The organism is Winogradskyella ouciana (genome assembly GCF_965284585.1).
In the GTDB taxonomy this organism is placed as follows: Bacteria; Bacteroidota; Bacteroidia; order Flavobacteriales; family Flavobacteriaceae; genus Winogradskyella; species Winogradskyella ouciana.
Window position 1 is genome coordinate 3054391 of record NZ_OZ260095.1, and the last position, 18920, is coordinate 3073310.

Consider the following 18920-nt stretch of genomic DNA (forward strand, 5'->3'; position numbering starts at 1 on the left):
AAACCACCTGTGAAGTTAGGCTAGGTGGAATAATGTTAATGAAACCCTTATTATTTCATGCATCAAATAAAACCACAAACAATAAAAGAAGAAGAGTCATTCATCTGGAGTTTAACAACACTGAATTACAACAACCATTAGAGTGGCTTGAGTTTCAAAAAATAAACTAAAAAAAGCCACAACTTTCATTATGGCTTTTTCTTGCTATTAATCAACTTTTATTGCGGTTTAACGCTTAATGAAGATATTGGTAAAATACCACTTCCCTTCACTATTCTGTTCGGCTGAGATGTCAAAATCTGTATAATCGCCTTCAATATTTTCTTTGTGACTTGGACTGTTTAGCCAAGCATTAACCACTGATGCTGCAGAGCTAAACCCATAAGCTACATTCTCAGAAACAATGTTAGCATTAGCATTAAGCTGTAAACTCTGCTTTCTCTGAAAAAAGTTATCATGAGATACATTTTCCTCTTCTATCATATAATCTGTATGTGTAAACGCCACAGCTTTAACCGTACTGTGGTCATTGAGCGGAGATAAGCCTTCATTAATTCTATAAGCATTAATGAGCTCCATGATTTCAATTTCAATCTGTTTTGCTTGTGGTGCCACTGGCACTTCTATAGCATTGATTTGATCATCAATACTATCTGTTGAGCAAGATGTAAAGCCTAAGAGGGCAACAATGGCCATAAATGGCAATAGTTTAGTCACTTTCATAAGTAGGTTAATTAGGTAATTTAGATTTGGGGTCTAAATTGTTTATTACTTCCATTGGTTATTTAAATAATTGGGGCAAATAAATAACCAACTCATTTCATTGTGAATATACATTATTATTCGAATTTATACGTTTATAAGCGTTATAATTCGATAAAATGAATTATTTTGTAAGAATATAAGAATAAAAAGTTAAGAGAATTTGCATTTCATCGATAATGCAAGAAGAGAATCAAGGTGATAATCTTTCAATCTTCCAATCAAAGTTTGATTGTAATTGATAACGGATTCTATCGTGCAATCGGTTAGGTCTGCCTTGCCAAAATTCAATCTCAACAGGCTTTACCATATAACCTCCCCAATATTTTGGGCGTCCTATGTCCTTACCCTCATATTTAGCTTCAAGTGCTTTTAGCTTATCTTCAAGTTCAGATCTATCCTTAACAACTTTACTTTGATCTGAAACTATTGCACCGAGTTGACTTCCACGAGGACGTGATTCAAAATAACCATCGCTTAGATTTTCGGCAATCTTCTCTGCCCTTCCTTTAATAATGATTTGGCGCTCGGCTGCTTGCCAAAAGAACGATAGACATATATTAGGGTTGGCATCTATAGCTTTTCCTTTTTCACTATTATAGTTGGTGTAGAAAATAAAACCTTCGTGTGTGTACTTTTTAAGCAGCACTACTCTACTCTTTGGGTAGCCGTCTAATCCTAAGGTAGAAATTGTCATGGCATTGGTTTCACCAACATTGAAGTGTGTATCAACTTCTACAAACCAATTTCGGAATAACTCCATTGGATTAACAGGTACATTATCCAATAATAGTTCCCCTTTTTCGTAAGATTTTCTGTAGTTGCCTAAGTCTTTTTCCATATATGTACGAAGTTAGTTCAATATTTTGTTTCTGTCAAAAAAAGTGTAGATTTGAAAACCATCTTAAAAACCTAACTAAATTACTAAATGAGATTTGAAGACTCACCTCACTCAAAATCAATTGCTTACGATAAAATTGTTTTAGATTTTGGTTCTTATTATCTCTGTGGCGATTTCTTTATTATGGAAATCAATGAAGGTGAACATTTTAACGGGGAAAAGCTGAATACCCTATTGGATTCGCTTAGAGCTTATTACGGTACACATAAAACTTTAGCGTATATCGCAAACCGGGTAAATGCATATTCTATTGACCCTGTGCTTTGGTCTTATTTTGATAAAGATGATAGTATTTTAATAGCAACTTGTATTGTTAGCTATAGGGATTCTACATATATGAGCGCTAATATTGAAAAAAACATCGCTTCCATTCCTATGAAAAGAGCATTTAGCTTGGGCGAAGCTATTAATTGGGTGCAGAATTTAAAAGAATTTAATTAAAACTCAAAAGACTTACCATCTTGTGCCAAAAGCACATTATCAAACTCTTCTTTGGCTTCTGACTTAAACTCATCATAACCGTTATATCGCGTTGAGAAATGCCCCAGAATTAAAGTTCCCACATTCGCTTTTTTAGCTATAAGAGCAGCTTGTCTTGCAGTACTATGCTTAGTGGGTATGCAAAGGGCTTCGTTTTTGTCTATGAATGTAGATTCGTGATACAAGACCGAAACATTCTTTATCAATGGTATAATGGCTTCGTTATAAACTGTATCACTACAGAAGGCATAACTTTTTGGTGGCATAGGATCCTTGGTAACTGATTCGTTTTTTATAAGAACTCCTTCTTCATTTTCGACGTCAAAACCTTGTTTTAACTTACGATAATAAGCCACATTAATGTTAGCTCTTAAAACAGCAGCAATATCTAATTTGCGTTCGTTTTTCTTTTCCTTGAACAAAAATCCGTTGGTATAAATACGATGTATTAATGGAATGGTATGCACTTCCACATTGTCATCCTGATAAATCAGTTCGGATTTTTTTGATGTCAACTCATGAAAAATCAAAGGATAATTAGTCCATGAATCCGAAAGCTTTAACTGGAGTGTAATGACCTCTTTTAAGCCTTTTGGTCCATAAATATGAAGGGGAGTTTCTCGTGTTAAAAGCCTAAAAGTACTCACCAAACCAACCAAACCAAAATAATGGTCGCCATGAAGATGTGAAATAAAGATGTGTTTAATCCTTGAAAACTTAATTTTATTGCGACGCAATTCTACCTGAGTGCCTTCACCACAATCAATAAGAAACATGTGGTTCTTTATTTCCAATACTTGAGATGTAGGATTGGTATTGGTGCGTGGTGTAGCGCTGTGGCAGCCGAGAATGGTTAATTTCATAGTTTGTCGTTTAGTTGTTTAGTCATTTAGTTGTCTTTAATAATTCTACTTTACAACTTAACGACCAACAGCTTAACATTTTCAAAATCCTAAATCGCGTTCAATATCTTCCATTTCAATGATGTCGTAGGCTTCTTGCAAAGTAGGTACGACAACTAACTCATCTGGCATTTGGTCTAAATCCGCTTGATTGGTCACAATAACGAAGGATTTTTTTTCAGCGCGGTGGTTATTACTTAATCTTAAAAACTCTATAATATCTTTGAGCAAAATCTTTTCAAGACTAGATAATCTTACAATGAGGTGATAATCTTTATACTTATGATAACCAATCTCTATATTATTTACCAGTGTTTTTACTGAGGCTTTTTCTTGGGCGATTATGGTAATATTCCCATCTCTATCTACAATCATAACTTACTGTTTTATTTTGGCAGCGAGTAAGTAAATAACGGCCATTCTTATCGCTACACCGTTTTCCACTTGATCTAAAATAATGGCTTGCTTAGAATCCGCCACATCGCTGGTAATTTCAACTCCACGATTTATTGGTCCTGGATGCATGATTACAATATCCTTTTTTAAACCATCCAGCAATTCTTTATTTACACCAAACTGTTGCGTGTATTCTCTGGTGGTTGGAAAATAACTTATTTCCATGCGTTCATTCTGTACGCGTAGCATATTGGCGACATCGCACCACTCTAGTGCTTTTCTAAGATTAGTTTCAACTTTTACTCCAAGCTCTTTAATGTATTTAGGCAAAAGTGTTTTTGGTCCGCAAACCATAACATTAGCACCTTGCAACTGTAAAGCATAAATGTTTGAAAGTGCTACTCTACTATGTAAAATATCTCCAACAATCACTACATTTTTTCCTTTTACACTGCCTAATTTTTCTCTAATGGAATATGAATCCAACAACGCTTGGGTTGGATGCTCATGCGCTCCATCACCAGCGTTTATAATACTTGCATTGACATGCTTTGACAAAAACACACCAGCACCAGGATTTGGATGACGCATTACTACCATATCCACTTTCATGGACAAGATGTTATTCACGGTATCTATAAGTGTCTCGCCCTTTTTCACTGACGATTGTGATGCTGAAAAATTGATAACATCAGCGGACAAACGTTTTTCAGCAAGTTCAAATGATAATTTTGTTCGTGTGGAATTTTCAAAAAACAAGTTGGCAATAGTAATATCTCTAAGTGAAGGAACTTTTTTAATAGGCCTATTAATGACCTCCTTGAACTGATCTGCCGTTTCAAAAATCAATTCTATATCTTGTTCGGTAAGATATTTTATTCCCAGTAAGTGATTTACACTTAGTTCACTCATTTGTTTTAGTATTCAGTTGGTAGTATTCAGTCTTCTGTCTCTGTTTATTAACTAATTCCAACTGTAGTTTATATTTTCATTTATCAATTAAATACACAGAATCTTCACCTTCATTTTCAGCCCAATTTACTTTTACCTTTTGATTATCTATGGCATCAACCTGTCTTCCTTTATAATTTGGCTGTATTGGTAAATGGCGACTAAAACGTCTGTCTATTAAAGTCAACAATTCTATATTATTAGGTCTTCCAAACGATTGAATAGCTGTAAGTGCTGACCTTATGCTTCGCCCTGTATATAGGACATCATCAATAAAAACAACATTCTTATCCTCAACAATAAAATCTATTTCGGTAGTGTTAGCCTCAAGTGGTTTTTCTCCTCTTCTAAAATCGTCTCTAAAAAAAGTTATGTCTAGATGCCCTAACAGAATATTCCTAATGTTGTAATCCTTTGTGAGCATTTGTGCCAAACGATTGGCCAAAAATTTACCTCTTGGTTGTATACCAATTAAAGCTGTTTCAGAAAAATCATCGTGGTTTTCAATAAGTTGGCAAGCCAATCTATGTAGTGTGATATCGACTTCCTTAGAGTTAAGTAATACTTTTTGACTCATGCAGTATCCAAACGTTATTGGTTTGCAAAGTTAGGGAATTTGATGTAATTTTTAGATTTTAATTTAACAAAGGTTTATTGTGATCCCTAAAAATTAAAATGCTTATTAATGTCCCTACAATGAATCCCATAAATAAATAGATTTCAAATTTTAGATTGACAATATCAAATTCTGGAATTAAGCCATCAGGTAAATCGTATAGGGCCAATTCTTCAAACTGAACGTTAAGACCATAAATTCTCAGTCTCCAAAAGACTATTCCTGTTATTAGAATAATTGCGGCTGCTATTAACCCTTTGTAAATGAATTTGATGTTTGTAATTTTTTCAATAACTAAATAGAACAAAGGAATTAAACCTATACTAGTGGCAAATATTAAATCAGAATTAAACTGACCTGCCGTAGTTCTATTAATTAAAGTGACATTACCATTCTTTAGCAAAGAAAAAGAAAGCTCATAAAAACCTTTATGAAACCAAAAGCCCATAACAGCAAATAGAATTACTAAAATGATATAAACAATAACCTTCATAAGAGACAAATGTAAAATAAAAAAACCTCCCGAAAATCGAGAGGCTTTTATATTAAAAATTTAAAGAAAAATTACTTCTTTTTCCCGTCCATTTTATCTTTAAGTGCTTGTAAAGCATCATTTGCATCATCTAGATTTAAAGAGCCGACTTGTGAAAGGCAATAATGACTTCTCTAGAGTTAATGAGTTATGTTCGACTCTTTAATTTTTACAAATGTTGCTCTTATACAACTTTAGGATGAAATTTGAACATAACTATTTTTTATTATTGAAATATGTTTTACTAATGTATTCGTGATAATTGGCGTCGAATGTCCTAAATTCTTCTGAATCTAATTCTTCAGGTATTAAATATGGGTTTAGCTTTAATGCATAACAAATTTTAAAAAAATTTGTTAATGTTAAATCAGTCTCTTGACTAAAAAAGCGACTTATTGTGCTTTCAGAAATATGAGCAATTTTAGATAAGCTATACTTACTCATTCCATGAGTTTCTCCTTTCAATCGAGTACTCAGCATTGATAAAAATTGTCTTTTATTTTGGGTTGCAACCTCTTCCGCTACCTGTCGTTTGACCTTTAATTCTTCCTTTTTTTTCTTTTTATCCATACTACAAATTTACAAAATAACACAATAAAATACTTCCGTTTATGCAAAATATAAAAAAATTTATCGACAAACCTTTTAATTATAAGGATTTCAAGCTGTTGATAATATTGTTAACAACGTATCCTGAAAAATCGACTAACTGTAAGACTTATAAGTAATTTTATTAATGAAATGAAAGGAGGTGTAAAATGAAATGAACGAACAAAAAAAAGAGCCAAAGCCCTCGAAAAAGTTCTGGCTCAATTTAGGAAGATTAAAAATAATTATTGAAGCTGTCACTTCATTAATAAAATTAATCAAAATCTTATTGTAAATATAAGCTATTTACAATAACTAAAAGTAATAAAAATAATTATTACTGAAAAAGCCTCTCGATTCTCGAGAGGCTTTTATATTAAAAATTTAAAGAAAAATTATTTCTTTTTCCCGTCCATTTTATCTTTAAGTGCTTGTAAAGCATCGTTTGCATCACCTAAAGTCGGTTTAGCTTCTGCCGCTTGTGCTTCTGCTTTCTTAACAGCTTGCTTAACGATCTTAGCTTCTTCTTCTCTAAATACTGCTGTATGAGATGCTACCACACGCTTGAATTCTTTATTGAACTCAATGATCTTAAATTCTGCTTCTTCACCTTTACCAAGCTTAGAACCATCTTCTTTTTCTAGATGACGTTGCGGAACAAATGCCGTAATGTCTTCATTAAAATCAATAGTTGCTCCTTTATCTACCATTTCAGTAATGGCAGCCTTGTGAGTTGTACCTAAAGCGAATTCAGTTTCATATTTGTCCCAAGGGTTTTCTGTAGTTTGCTTATGACCTAAAGATAATTTACGTCCTTCTACATCTAACTCTAAAACAACTACTTCTAACTCATCACCTACGTTACAGAATTCTGATGGGTGCTTAATTTTCTTAGTCCAAGATAAATCTGAGATATAAATTAATCCGTCGATACCTTCTTCTAATTCAACAAATACACCAAAGTTTGTAAAGTTACGTACAATACCTGTGTGCTTAGAACCTACAGGATATTTCTTAGTAATATCTGTCCATGGGTCTGGTGTTAATTGCTTAATACCAAGAGACATTTTACGATCTTCTCTATCTAAAGTTAAGATTTGAGCTTCGATCTCATCACCAACCGATACGAAATCTTGAGCAGAACGTAAATGCGTTGACCAAGACATTTCACTTACGTGAACTAATCCTTCAACACCTTCTTCTACTTCAACAAATGCACCGTAATCAGCGATTACAACAACTTTACCTTTAACTTTATCTCCAACTTTTACATCTTCGCCTAAAGCTTCCCAAGGATGCTTAGATAATTGCTTAAGACCTAATTGGATTCTAGATTTATTCTCATCAAAATCAAGGATTACAACATTTAATTTCTGATCTAACTCAACAATCTCATTTGGATGGTTGATACGAGACCAAGATAAATCTGTAATATGAACTAAACCATCTACTCCACCTAAATCGATAAACACACCATAAGAAGTAATGTTCTTCACAATACCTTCTAAGACCTGTCCTTTTTCTAACTGACCAATGATTTCTTTCTTTTGCTCTTCAATATCTGCTTCGATAAGCGCTTTGTGAGAAACAACTATGTTTTTGAATTCGTGATTGATTTTAACAACCTTAAATTCCATAGTTTTATTTACGTACTGATCGTAATCTCTAATAGGCTTCACATCGATTTGAGAACCTGGTAAGAATGCTTCTATACCAAATACGTCAACGATCATACCACCTTTAGTTCTGCATTTTACAAAACCATTTACGATTTCACCTGTATCATGTGCGTTGTTTACTCTGTCCCATGCTTTGATTACACGAGCTTTTCTGTGCGATAATACTAACTGTCCTGTTGCGTCTTCACGTACGTCAATTAATACTTCAACTTTGTCACCGACTTTTAAATCTGGGTTGTAACGGAACTCATTAAGAGAGATTACACCTTCAGACTTTGCGTTAATGTCGATAATAGCATCTCTATCTGTAATGTGAATTACTTCACCTTCTACAACTTCGTCATCTAAAGTGTCAACGAAATTTTCAGATACTAATTTTTCAAATTCTTCTAACTTCTTGTCCGCTACTTGCTCAATTCCTTCTTCGTAATTGTGCCAATCGAACTCCTTTAAGAATTTTTCCGGATTTTTTTGCGCTTCACTTACGTGAGGTGCAACAGCCGTAGCTGTTTCTTTTGCTTCTGCCGCAACTTCGGCTTCCGCTTGTTTTGTTTCTTTTTCAGACATGTGCTGAATAAAATTTGTATTCTGTAGCATTAGAAAGACTAGCGAATGACTAACAGAAGTTTATTAATTTAAATTTGTTTTATTTCCTTTTCTACTTTCAATACTTCGCTAAAAAGGAGCGCAAAATTAATCATTTTCAATCAATTAACAAATTACTGAACCATTATTTAAACTACTTTACATTAAAATGATGCAATCATAACATTTACCATCGCAGTGCAAATGATACAATTTTTAATTTTGAGAAAAACATTTCACATGAAAAAGATTACTTTATACCTGTTAATATTAGTACCTATGTTAACCAATTGTAGTGATGATGATGCACCGATTAATCCTCTTATCAATTCAGGATTAATTAGCGAATGGGAAATAAGCGCACGTGGTATTAACAATGTTTCATCTACAGAAGCCTTATGTTGTGAAACAATAAAATTTATGGAGGATTCAAATGAGCGTGATTCAATTGGTAAATATACTTTTAATGATACTAGTGGTATTATTACAGATGGTGTTTTTACTTTAGATATTGAAAATAACAGATTACTATATACAACCGTAAATAATAATTCTTATACACAAGAGTATTCTTTAAATACAGATGTACTTGAAGTATGGTATTTTGAAAATGGCAATCGTATCTGGACACAATACGATAGATTATAAAAAGATTTCCTAATAGTGACTTTCCTCAAAAACCAGTGTCCTATAAATAGGATATACCATATGATGCCAAAAATTGGTATATTTACAAGAAGTATTAACACTAAATTAAAACAATAAATTATGGTTAGAGAAAAATACCAAGGCGTATTAGACTTAGGTGAAACACTAGGAATTCAAGATGGTGATGTAAAAGTGGAAGATGGTAAATTAAAAATATGGGGAACTGCAAAGACACAATATGAAAAGAACTTATTATGGGACGCTATAAAAGCTGCTGGTGGAGATAGTCCTTCTGATATAATGGCTGATATTAAAGTTGCTGACGAGTCTGTATATGCAAGACATACGGTTTCTTCTGGAGAAACTTTAGGTAAGATTGCTAAGCACTACTACGGTGATCCATCTAAGTACCAAAAGATTTATCAGGCCAATACTGATATTCTTAAGAATCCGGATTTAATTTATCCTGATCAGGAATTGATTATTCCTAATCTTTAATAGAAAGATTTACAACTTAAAAAGGCGACTGATCACTGAGGTTCTCGAAGTGCAGTCGCTTTTTTTTTATGCTATAGCTTTTGCTAGTTTTATCAAACTATCGAGTTGAGCTTCGATTGTTAAGTCTGAATTATCAATTTCAATAGCATCCTCAGCTTTCATCAATGGTGAATCTTCTCTTGTAGAATCTATATAATCTCTTGTCGTTACATTCTCTAGAACTTCATCATAGCTCAAATTATGTCCTCGTTCCAATAACTCCTTGTATCGTCGTTTAGCCCTTGTTTCTGCAGATGCGGTCATAAAGATTTTGAGTTCTGCATCAGGAAATACAACTGTACCAATATCTCTACCATCCATAACAATTCCTTTGCCCTTTCCCATTAATTGCTGTTGTTCTACCAATTTTTGACGTACTTCAGAAATTGTGGAAACCGGACTAACATATTGAGAGACCACAAGAGTTCGGATGTCCTTCTCAATGTTCTCTCCATTTAGATACACCTCCGCAAAACCAAGGTCTTCATTGAACTTAAACGTAATATTAATGTCATCAAGCCTTTCTATAAGTTTTTCAGAATGAAAGAAACCCTCACCAATTAAGTCATTTTTCAAAGCAAAGTAAGTCACTGCTCTATACATAGCACCAGTATCAACATATATGTAATTTAACTCTTTGGCTAACTGCCTGGCAACCGTACTTTTTCCTGTTGATGAAAATCCATCTATGGCTATGATGATTTTATTCATAATTGTTTAAAATTTGCATAGTGATTACTGTAAAGATAAAAACACCCCTAAAGTCCCCTCAAGGGGACATTCCTTTCAATTTAAATTATCGTCTTCCATCTAAATCAATTTGAAGCCCAAAGAAACTCGTATTAGAAGCACTAGTATATCTGGCGTGTGTATAACTAAATCGCATTTTATTCAACCTAATACCAACACCAACTGAAAGCCCTGAGAAATTTCTTTGGTCCACAATTCTTAATTCTTCTGCTCGTCTAAAGTTATAACCTAATCTTAAGTTAAAGCCACGTTCTGGCCACAATTCTGCTCCTAAAATTAAATGACGCAATGCGTTATTGAAAAAACCAACCTTTTCTTGCGTTTGATTGCCGTCTAAATCCGTGGTTGCTCTAGCTGGATTAGATACACCAATAGGCCATTTTTGTAAATTTTCCAGAGTAAGATGCCAACGTATTGGAACGTTTTCTAAGGTTTGGGACATTCCGAAATTAATTTCAAATGGCAAAGGTTCATTTTGACCTGCATAAGTCGTGAACTGAGTGCCAATATTTCTCACAGTTAAAGCGGCATGAAAGTCTAAATCTTCATTAATATACATAGCTCCTAAATCCACTGCTCCACCTATGGAATTATATTGTTCTAATAAGGATGTAATGATTTTTACATTGGCGCCAACATAGAAATCCGTAAATGGAATATTGTAATTATAGCCTGCTGAAATAGCCGCTTCGTTACCACTAAAGCTTCCTGTAGAAACTCCATTGACATCATAACCATCAAAAGTACCGTAATTGATATAGGTAACACCAAAATGAAAAGTTTGTACATGTCTATCCCAAGTATAGGCGTAAGCTGCGGTTCCGTAAGTTATGCCTCCTAAAAAACTAGACACGTTCACCGCCATTTGATTATGCATTTGCCAATTTAACGAAGCTGGATTGTAAAGCGCCTCCGTAACGTCGTGATCGAAATTAGTTATGATTTTACCTCCTAAGGCAGCTTGTCTTGGTGAGGATACTAAATTAAGAAATTGATAAGTAGATTCGCCACCCAATTGTGCAAACACTGGTAATGCCAATAGCATAATAGATAATTGGGTAAGCCTCTTAATCATAAACGATGCAAAATAACTAAATCTATCTTAAAACGATGATATGATTTTTTTATTTTTTGAGTGAAGTCCTTTTCTATTGTAATCGCAATATCTGACCAACTTTTATAAGATTACTGGTTAAGCCATTCAAGCTTTTAAGTTGCTCAACGGAAAGTCCATTTTTCTTGGCAATGCTGTAAAGCGTATCACCTTTAGAAACAGTCCATACCGATAAATCACTTTTACCAATATTAGAGTTAAAATTAGCAACTCTTAGCTCTTGACCAACCTTAATCAAATTTGACGTTAAATCGTTTTGCTGTTTAAGTTCACTTACTGTTAATCCATAACGATTGGCCAGACTATATAAGGTTTGTCCTTTTTCTACGATATGAAAATCGGAAGAACTTTTAGTTTTTGCTTTAGATTTTGAAGGTTGCGTTAAGACTTCAGGTTTGGCTTCTTCAATTTCAACTACATCAAAGTTTCTAACCTGAAGCTTTTGACCCTTTTCAACTAAGGTCGATTCTAAATTATTAACTCTTTTTAATTCCGTTAAAGTTGTATTGTATCGATTGGCAATATCGAGTAAAGTTTCCTTTTCTTCAACGATATGAAAATTGGAATTAATTTCCTCTTTCTCAAAATCATCAGCTTTCGAAACTTCAGGCTTTTTATCTGGCTTAGGATCTACCAAAGTAATTTCACCAGTGACCACATTAAGCTTTGCAGGTTTACCGTCTAGAACTACATCTTTATATTCAACCTTTTCTTCTTGTCCGAAAGCCAGTGCACCTGCCAACAGAACAACAACTATAGAAAGAATTAATTTAAAGTTTCTTTGCATTTTTAACTTTCTGATTAGTGATCGCGATATCTAAAACATCGCTCATATCCTTCACATAATGAAAAGTCAGCCCTTTTAAGTATTCGGGTTTAATTTCATCTATATCACGTTTGTTGTCTTCACAAAGTAGAATTTCTTTAATACGAGCACGTTTGGCCGCTAGGATTTTTTCCTTAATACCACCAACTGGTAACACTTTTCCTCTCAACGTAATCTCGCCAGTCATGGCAATGCTCTTTTTCACTTTACGTTGCGTGAATAAAGATACTAAAGAGGTTAACATTGTAACACCTGCGCTTGGCCCATCTTTTGGAGTGGCTCCTTCTGGTACGTGAATGTGAACATTATACTTTTCGAATACTTCAGGGTTGATTTCAAATTTATCTGCATTGGATTTAATATACTCCATGGCAATAGTGGCAGATTCCTTCATAACCTTTCCTAGGTTACCTGTGATAGAGAGATTGCCTTTTCCTTTAGATAAAATTGATTCAATAAATAAAATATCACCACCTACTCTAGTCCAAGCTAAGCCTGTAACAACACCTGCTACATTATTGTTTTCGTATTTATCGCGTTCTAACTTCGGGCTACCAAGAATCTCAACTACATCTTCATTAGACACTTTTACATTGTAATCCTCTTCCATCGCAATGTTTTTGGCCGCATAACGTACCATTTTTGCAATTTGCTTCTCTAAACCTCTAACACCAGACTCACGTGTATAACCTTCAACTATTTTTTCTAATTGAGGTTTTCCGATTTTAAGGTTAGAACTATCTAAACCATGCTCTTTTAACTGCTTTGGCAATAAGTGACGTTTGGCGATTTCAACCTTTTCTTCAATGGTATAACCCGTAACATTAATGATTTCCATACGATCTCTTAATGCTGGTTGAATGGTATTTAAACTATTGGCTGTAGCCACAAACATTACCTTAGACAAATCATAACCCATCTCCAAGAAGTTGTCGTAGAATTCGTTGTTTTGCTCAGGGTCTAACACTTCTAACATCGCAGACGACGGATCACCTTGATTCCCTGTTGATAATTTATCTATCTCATCCAAAACAAAAACCGGATTGGAGGTTTGTGCCTTCTTTAAACTCTGTATGATTCGTCCTGGCATAGCACCAATATAAGTCTTTCTATGCCCTCTAATTTCAGATTCGTCACGCAAACCGCCTAAAGATATTCTCACATATTCTCTACCTAAGGCTTCAGCTATAGATTTACCTAAAGATGTTTTACCAACACCTGGAGGACCATATAAACAAAGAATCGGAGACTTCATATCATTACGCAGCTTTAACACCGCCAAATACTCAATGATACGTTTCTTTACATCATCTAATCCAAAATGGTCGCGGTCCAAGATTTTCATTGCACGCTTTAAATCGAATTTATCTTGAGTGAATTCATTCCAAGGTAAATCCAAAAATAAATCTAGATAATTACGTTGAATAGAATACTCAGCAACCTGAGGATTCATGCGTTGCATCTTAGATAATTCTTTATCGAAATGCGTTTTTACCTTTTTATCCCATTTCTTTTTCTTGGCGCGCGCTTTCATTTCTTCGATTTCTTCACCAGAAGAGACTCCTCCACCCAATTCTTCCTGAATGGTTTTCATCTGCTGATGCAAGAAATATTCACGCTGTTGCTGATTCATATCGCTCTGAACCTTGCTCTGAATATCGTTCTTAAGCTCTAGCTTTTGATATTCGAGATTCATAAATTTTAAGGTCTCAAGCGCACGTTCCTTTAGATCGTTTATTACCAGCAGCTTTTGTTTTTCATCAACCTTTAAATTCATATTTGAAGATACGAAGTTGACCAAGAACGAATTGCTCTCAATGTTCTTTATGGCAAAACTTGCCTCAGAAGGGATGTTTGGGCTTTCCTTTATAATGTCTAATGATAAATCCTTAATTGAATCTATTATAGCAGAAAACTCCTCATTTTGGGTTTCTGGCTTAACTTCTGGCAAATCTGAAATTGTAGCCGTTAAATAAGGCTTCTCTTGTATAACCTTATTTATCTCAAATCGTTTTTTACCTTGTATGATAACGGTTGTGTTACCATCTGGCATTTTCAACACCTTCAAGATTCTAGCTACGGTTCCTGCTTTATATATATCATTTGCTGAAGGATTCTCAACCGCTTCATCTTTTTGAGCAACCACACCAACAACTTTTCCACCTTTATTGGCATCATTAATCAATTTGATGGATGTATCTCTACCAGCCGTAATCGGAATGACGACTCCTGGAAACAAAACCGTATTCCTAAGTGGTAAAATCGGCAAGGATTCTGGTAAAGTTTCATTATTTATTAACTCTTCATCTTCTGGTGTCATCAAAGGAATCAACTCTGAATTTTCGTCAAAATCCTGAAATGACAAACTGTCAAGTCCTAAAAATTTTTGTTTTCCCATAGTATATTTAAGCCATTCTGTCATTAAAATTTACAGACTAGCGTTTGTTTAAATGTATTAATAATTAACTTTATACTGAATATCAACAGATTAGAAGATATTCAAAGTTATTCACACTAGTATAATTTCAATTGTTATGCCATTACCTTTATAGAAATTAAAAGTTTTTTATGCAAACTGTAACAATCTAAGTTCAACCTCATCTTTAGAATAAAGCAATTGTTTTTTTGACATCAACCAATCAAGATATCGAACAGTTATTATTGCTTTGTAAATCTAGTGACCAACTTGCACAGTTGGAAATTTACAATAGATACAACAAAGCTATGTATAATACAGCCTTAAGGATTGTAAAGGATTCTTATAGGGCTGAGGACATAATGCAAGAGTCTTTTTTAACGGCATTTACAAAGTTAAATACTCTAGAGGACACCAAATTATTTGGGGCATGGTTAAAACGTATTGTAGTGAACAATAGTATTGCACACTACAATAAAACTGCCAAGCAAAAAGAAGTGCCTTTAGAAACCGTAATATACAAAGTTGAAGATGACAACGGCATTGAAGAATGTAACCAAAATACGGATAAAGTAAAACACATTTTAAAGGTGATGAAAACCTTGAAACCTAACTATAGTTTAGGATTGTCTTTACACCTTATTGAAGGTTACGATTATGAAGAAATCTGTGACATAATGGATATTTCTTATGCCAATTGTAGGACAATGATTTCTAGAGCAAAAGAAAGTTTACGTAAAAAACTAATGCAAACAGCCTAAATTTTAAAGCGATGCAAAAAGATACTTTAAACGATTTATTTGATAACCTTAAAGGAGAGTTTGATATAAACCAACCTAACGAAGGACATGAAAACCGGTTTTTAGATAAATTAAAAGCCAGTGATTCAGCTTCTGTTGATTCTGAAAAGACATCTGGCTTTAACTGGAAACCATTTTTAGCTATAGCAGCTTCTTTGGTCATTTGCTTTAGCGTGTTTGCAACATTACAAAGCGAACCCGAAGCTATGGATTTGGCAAGCGTGTCACCAGAAATGTCTGAAGCCCAAGATTTCTTCACTGCTACAATTCAAACTGAATTAAAAAAGCTGAACAACGAACGTTCACCTTTAACCGAACAGGTGATCACAGATGCTCTAAACAGAATTGAACTTTTAGAAAAAGAGTATCAGAATTTAAAAACAGATTTAAATGAAAGTAATAATGACCAACGTGTTATCTACGCTATGATTAGCAACTTTCAGAACAGGATTGATATTTTAAATACAGTCTTAGAACAAATTGAAACTATTAAAGAATTAAAAACCAACAACGATGAACCAAAAAATACAATTTAGATTAGCATTATTGTTCTTGTTAATGCCTTTTATAGCATTGGCAAACACAGGAAAAGATGCTACGAAGACAGAAAAAGAACGCAACATTAAAAAATCATTTAATGTGTCCCCTAACGCTACACTCAAAGTGAAAAACAGCTATGGCAACCTGGATATTGTAACATGGAATGAAAATAGAATTGATTTTGATATTACCATTAAGGTATCTGGTAATGATGCTGAAAAAGTACAAGAGCGTTTAGATGGTATAGACGTAGAATTTTCTGCAAGTAACGATTTGGTTTCTGCCATGACCAATATTGAAAAGAAGGAAAAAAGCTGGTGGAACTGGGGCAAAAAGATGAACCTTAAGTTAGAAATCAACTACGTTATTAAAATGCCAATATCTGGCAACGTGGATTTAAATAATGACTATGGAGCCATTAACCTAGATAAGCTAGAAGGAAGAGCAAAAATCAATTGTGATTATGGTAAAATCACCACCAAAGAACTCATGGCAGACAATAATGAACTTAGGTTTGATTATACCAACAACTGTTATTTTGAGTATATCAAAAGTGCTAAAATTAATGCAGACTATAGTGGTTATACCATTGCAAAAGCAGAAAATTTAGACATATATGCCGATTATTCAAAGTCGATAGTAGAAGTTGTGGAAAATGTAAAATACAACTGCGATTATGGTGCTTTAAAGATCGAAAATGTCAACAATGTTGAAGGAAATGGTGATTATTTAGGCTTGCGTTTAGGAAATGTTTTTAAGAATGTAGATGTAAAATCTAACTATGGATCCTTAAAAATTGACCGTATGGCTTCAAAAGCAAAAAACATAAATATTGATTCTGAATTTACAGGTATTACCATTGGGTATGACGCTGGCTACAATTTCAATTTTGATATAGATTTAGATTATTGCTCACTAAGAGATTCTGATGGTTTTAATTTCACACTAAAGGAAGCTAATCATTCTGAAAAGAAATATAAAGGCTACTACGGTTCTAAAAACTCTGGTAATATGGTAAATATTAAATCAGAATACGGAAGCGTTAGTTTTACGAAAAACTAAATCACGGCATCGAAACAAATAACCAACATAAAAAAACGAACAAATGAAAGCAATACAATCAATCACAGTATTAGTATTCTTACTATGTGTATCAACATCTTGTGCACAGTGGGATAAATGGGAAAAAGTTAAAGGTGATGGCAACATCACTACAATAACAAGAACTACAGGGTTTTACGATGGCTTAAAAGCTGCAGGGCCAATGGATTTTAAATTAGTTGAAGGTAAAGAAGGTACTATTACCATTAAGGGAGATGCCAACCTTATGGATTACATCGTAACCGAAGTTAAAGACGGGAATCTTGTGGTTAAAGTAAAAAAAGGCACTAATATAAAACCAACAGAAACTATTGTAGTCACCGTACCTTATGAGTCTATAAATTCTGTTTCGCTTGCCGGATCTGGTGATATAGAAAACTCAGGAACAATTAATACAGATGAGTTTGAAGTGTCATTGGCAGGTTCTGGTGATATTAACTTAAACATCAGTTCTAACACTGTAGAAAGCAGTATTGCTGGCTCTGGTGATATTGAACTGAGCGGCTCAACAAAGGATTTAAGTACTGAGATTGCCGGTTCTGGTGATTTTAATGGAAAAAACTTAAAAAGCATGAACGTTACAGCCAAAATCGCTGGCTCAGGAAACGTCAATGTGGTTTGTAATGGCAAACTAAAAGCAAGAGTTTCTGGATCTGGTAATGTAAACTATTCTGGCACACCAACAAGCAAGGATACTAAGGTTACTGGCTCAGGCAAAGTGAGAAATTAATAGCAAATCAATCAACCAAAAAATGAATGAGGACTGGCTTTGCTGGTCCTTTTTTTATTAAGCCTAAACTAATTTTAAAGAAAAACTATCAGAAGCTGATTTTCCTAATTAGACCTTAACCATTAACCCTACAATTTATTAGTATTTTTCATAGACATAAGTCACAGGCTCTACAATGGTTGATGTACCATCTACTGTACTAGTGGCTGTAAACCCATCATTTACTACAACAAATAAGCTATCAGCATTTCTAAAATGGTTTATCGTAGTACCATCAGAAAAAGTAATAGCTACCGTATTACCGTTTTGTGTCCAGGTAAAAGATATAGTTTGACTTATGTTAGTACAGTCTACAAAGAAGTCTTCACCTTCGGGACCTGTAGGTGTGTAGGTTATTTCAGCTATAGATCTATAGAAAAACAAACCTGTTCCATCACCATTAAAAGTAATGGTTTCGTTATCATAACAGTCAATTTCCTCTAAATAGTCAAAGGTGACTTCTCCATCGTTATCAATATCTAAGCCTTGATCGTTTAGCCATGAAATCAGCCTCCAATTACCAACAAGATCTAGAAAAACAGGCGCGCAATCACCGATATCATCAATGATAGCTTGTAATGTACCATCATCTCCACAGACTTCAATTTGATACTCCAATGCATCCACATAGACATTACACAAATCTTCAAGGGTATCATCAGTTGCGTTTTCATAGTCTTCTTGGGCAATTTCAGTTGCAGCTATGGCTTCATCACATAGATCTTCATCCAATACGCAGGTTCCTAACGCGTCAACTAGCGTTTGTAAACTGCCATCTTCATCACCGCAAATTTCTATTTGATCCTCTAAAGCACCTCTATAAACTTGACATAAAACGCTGTAATTATTTTCAGTAGCGGAAGAAAAATTTACGGCAGCATCTGCAGTAGCCTGCATCGCCAATAGGCAAGAATTATCTACAATTATAATCTCTCCCTCGTAAGGTTCGTTATGACAACCCACAAGGAACAGCATTACAATACAAAGATATTGTAAACTTATTTTCTTTAACATAGCATCTAAAGTT

At 34.1% G+C, this 18920-nt stretch carries 21 protein-coding genes; 7 read left to right on the top strand and 14 right to left on the bottom strand.

Annotation, left to right across the window (positions count from 1 at the left end; translation table 11 throughout):
- Positions 1–228: 228 nt before the first annotated feature.
- Positions 229–723, bottom strand: coding sequence for a CAP domain-containing protein (locus tag ACQ65V_RS13590; RefSeq protein ID WP_273291668.1), 495 nt, complete (start codon positions 721–723; stop codon positions 229–231).
- A 232-nt stretch (positions 724–955) separates the two neighbouring features.
- Complete coding sequence (pdxH, locus tag ACQ65V_RS13595; RefSeq protein ID WP_430468330.1) at positions 956–1603, bottom strand: pyridoxamine 5'-phosphate oxidase; 648 nt, start codon at positions 1601–1603, stop codon at positions 956–958.
- 87 nt (positions 1604–1690) lie between these two features.
- On the opposite strand from pdxH, the gene ACQ65V_RS13600 reads away from it, so the two are divergent.
- Positions 1691–2104 (top strand): hypothetical protein, encoded by a 414-nt coding sequence (locus tag ACQ65V_RS13600; protein WP_412560716.1) that lies wholly within the window; start codon positions 1691–1693, stop codon positions 2102–2104.
- Here ACQ65V_RS13600 and ACQ65V_RS13605 read toward each other — a convergent pair.
- From ACQ65V_RS13605 to rpsA, 7 genes are all read right to left on the bottom strand, one after another.
- Positions 2101–3006: a ribonuclease Z gene (locus ACQ65V_RS13605; protein WP_273291661.1), complete on the bottom strand. Its 906-nt coding sequence runs from the start codon at positions 3004–3006 to the stop codon at positions 2101–2103. The two genes, ACQ65V_RS13600 and ACQ65V_RS13605, sit on opposite strands and share 4 nt — an antisense overlap.
- An 81-nt stretch (positions 3007–3087) precedes the next feature.
- Positions 3088–3420 (bottom strand): ribonuclease Z, encoded by a 333-nt coding sequence (locus ACQ65V_RS13610; protein WP_430468331.1) that lies wholly within the window; start codon positions 3418–3420, stop codon positions 3088–3090.
- Positions 3421–3423: 3 nt separating this feature from the next.
- Positions 3424–4353 carry an aspartate carbamoyltransferase catalytic subunit gene (locus tag ACQ65V_RS13615; protein WP_273291660.1) on the bottom strand — a complete coding sequence of 310 codons (930 nt, stop codon included), beginning with the start codon at positions 4351–4353 and terminating at the stop codon, positions 3424–3426.
- Positions 4354–4429: 76 nt separating this feature from the next.
- Entirely contained in the window at positions 4430–4969 is a 540-nt protein-coding gene (pyrR, locus tag ACQ65V_RS13620) for a bifunctional pyr operon transcriptional regulator/uracil phosphoribosyltransferase PyrR (protein ID WP_430468332.1), read from the bottom strand.
- Positions 4970–5027: 58 nt separating this feature from the next.
- A complete protein-coding gene (locus ACQ65V_RS13625) occupies positions 5028–5501 on the bottom strand; it encodes a hypothetical protein (protein ID WP_430468333.1) in 474 nt (157 codons plus the stop codon).
- Between the two features lie 255 nt (positions 5502–5756).
- Positions 5757–6110, bottom strand: coding sequence for a helix-turn-helix domain-containing protein (locus ACQ65V_RS13630; RefSeq protein ID WP_430468334.1), 354 nt, complete (start codon positions 6108–6110; stop codon positions 5757–5759).
- A gap of 413 nt (positions 6111–6523) precedes the next feature.
- Complete coding sequence (gene rpsA / locus ACQ65V_RS13635) at positions 6524–8374, bottom strand: 30S ribosomal protein S1 (protein ID WP_155087717.1); 1851 nt, start codon at positions 8372–8374, stop codon at positions 6524–6526.
- 258 nt (positions 8375–8632) lie between these two features.
- On the opposite strand from rpsA, the gene ACQ65V_RS13640 reads away from it, so the two are divergent.
- Together ACQ65V_RS13640 and ACQ65V_RS13645 are read left to right on the top strand one after the other, a co-directional pair.
- Positions 8633–9040 (top strand): hypothetical protein, encoded by a 408-nt coding sequence (locus ACQ65V_RS13640; protein ID WP_430468335.1) that lies wholly within the window; start codon positions 8633–8635, stop codon positions 9038–9040.
- Positions 9041–9160: 120 nt separating this feature from the next.
- Positions 9161–9538, top strand: a complete 378-nt coding sequence (locus tag ACQ65V_RS13645) for a LysM peptidoglycan-binding domain-containing protein (RefSeq protein WP_412560712.1) — start codon at positions 9161–9163, stop codon at positions 9536–9538.
- 66 nt (positions 9539–9604) lie between these two features.
- On the opposite strand, the gene cmk is transcribed toward ACQ65V_RS13645, so the two are convergent.
- From cmk to lon, 4 genes are all read right to left on the bottom strand, one after another.
- Entirely contained in the window at positions 9605–10288 is a 684-nt protein-coding gene (gene cmk, locus ACQ65V_RS13650; protein WP_430468336.1) for a (d)CMP kinase, read from the bottom strand.
- 85 nt (positions 10289–10373) lie between these two features.
- The gene (gene porQ, locus ACQ65V_RS13655; RefSeq protein WP_430468337.1) at positions 10374–11402 is read right to left on the bottom strand and encodes a type IX secretion system protein PorQ; all 1029 of its coding nucleotides are present in this window, start codon (positions 11400–11402) and stop codon (positions 10374–10376) included.
- A gap of 73 nt (positions 11403–11475) precedes the next feature.
- Positions 11476–12228 carry a LysM peptidoglycan-binding domain-containing protein gene (locus tag ACQ65V_RS13660; protein WP_430468338.1) on the bottom strand — a complete coding sequence of 251 codons (753 nt, stop codon included), beginning with the start codon at positions 12226–12228 and terminating at the stop codon, positions 11476–11478.
- Positions 12212–14665, bottom strand: coding sequence for an endopeptidase La (gene lon, locus ACQ65V_RS13665; protein ID WP_430468339.1), 2454 nt, complete (start codon positions 14663–14665; stop codon positions 12212–12214). The genes ACQ65V_RS13660 and lon overlap by 17 nt, the downstream gene beginning before the upstream one ends.
- A 227-nt stretch (positions 14666–14892) precedes the next feature.
- On the opposite strand from lon, the gene ACQ65V_RS13670 reads away from it, so the two are divergent.
- The 4 genes from ACQ65V_RS13670 to ACQ65V_RS13685 are packed head-to-tail and all read left to right on the top strand — an operon-like array spanning position 14893 to position 17854.
- Positions 14893–15444, top strand: coding sequence for an RNA polymerase sigma factor (locus ACQ65V_RS13670; RefSeq protein WP_430468340.1), 552 nt, complete (start codon positions 14893–14895; stop codon positions 15442–15444).
- A gap of 11 nt (positions 15445–15455) precedes the next feature.
- Positions 15456–16019 carry a hypothetical protein gene (locus ACQ65V_RS13675; RefSeq protein WP_430468341.1) on the top strand — a complete coding sequence of 188 codons (564 nt, stop codon included), beginning with the start codon at positions 15456–15458 and terminating at the stop codon, positions 16017–16019.
- Positions 15997–17085 carry a hypothetical protein gene (locus tag ACQ65V_RS13680; RefSeq protein WP_430468342.1) on the top strand — a complete coding sequence of 363 codons (1089 nt, stop codon included), beginning with the start codon at positions 15997–15999 and terminating at the stop codon, positions 17083–17085. Before ACQ65V_RS13675 ends, ACQ65V_RS13680 begins: the two co-directional genes overlap by 23 nt.
- A gap of 43 nt (positions 17086–17128) precedes the next feature.
- Entirely contained in the window at positions 17129–17854 is a 726-nt protein-coding gene (locus ACQ65V_RS13685; RefSeq protein WP_430468343.1) for a head GIN domain-containing protein, read from the top strand.
- Between the two features lie 138 nt (positions 17855–17992).
- Here the strand turns inward: ACQ65V_RS13685 and ACQ65V_RS13690 are convergent, their stop codons facing one another.
- The gene (locus tag ACQ65V_RS13690; RefSeq protein WP_430468344.1) at positions 17993–18907 is read right to left on the bottom strand and encodes a hypothetical protein; all 915 of its coding nucleotides are present in this window, start codon (positions 18905–18907) and stop codon (positions 17993–17995) included.
- Positions 18908–18920: the final 13 nt, after the last annotated feature.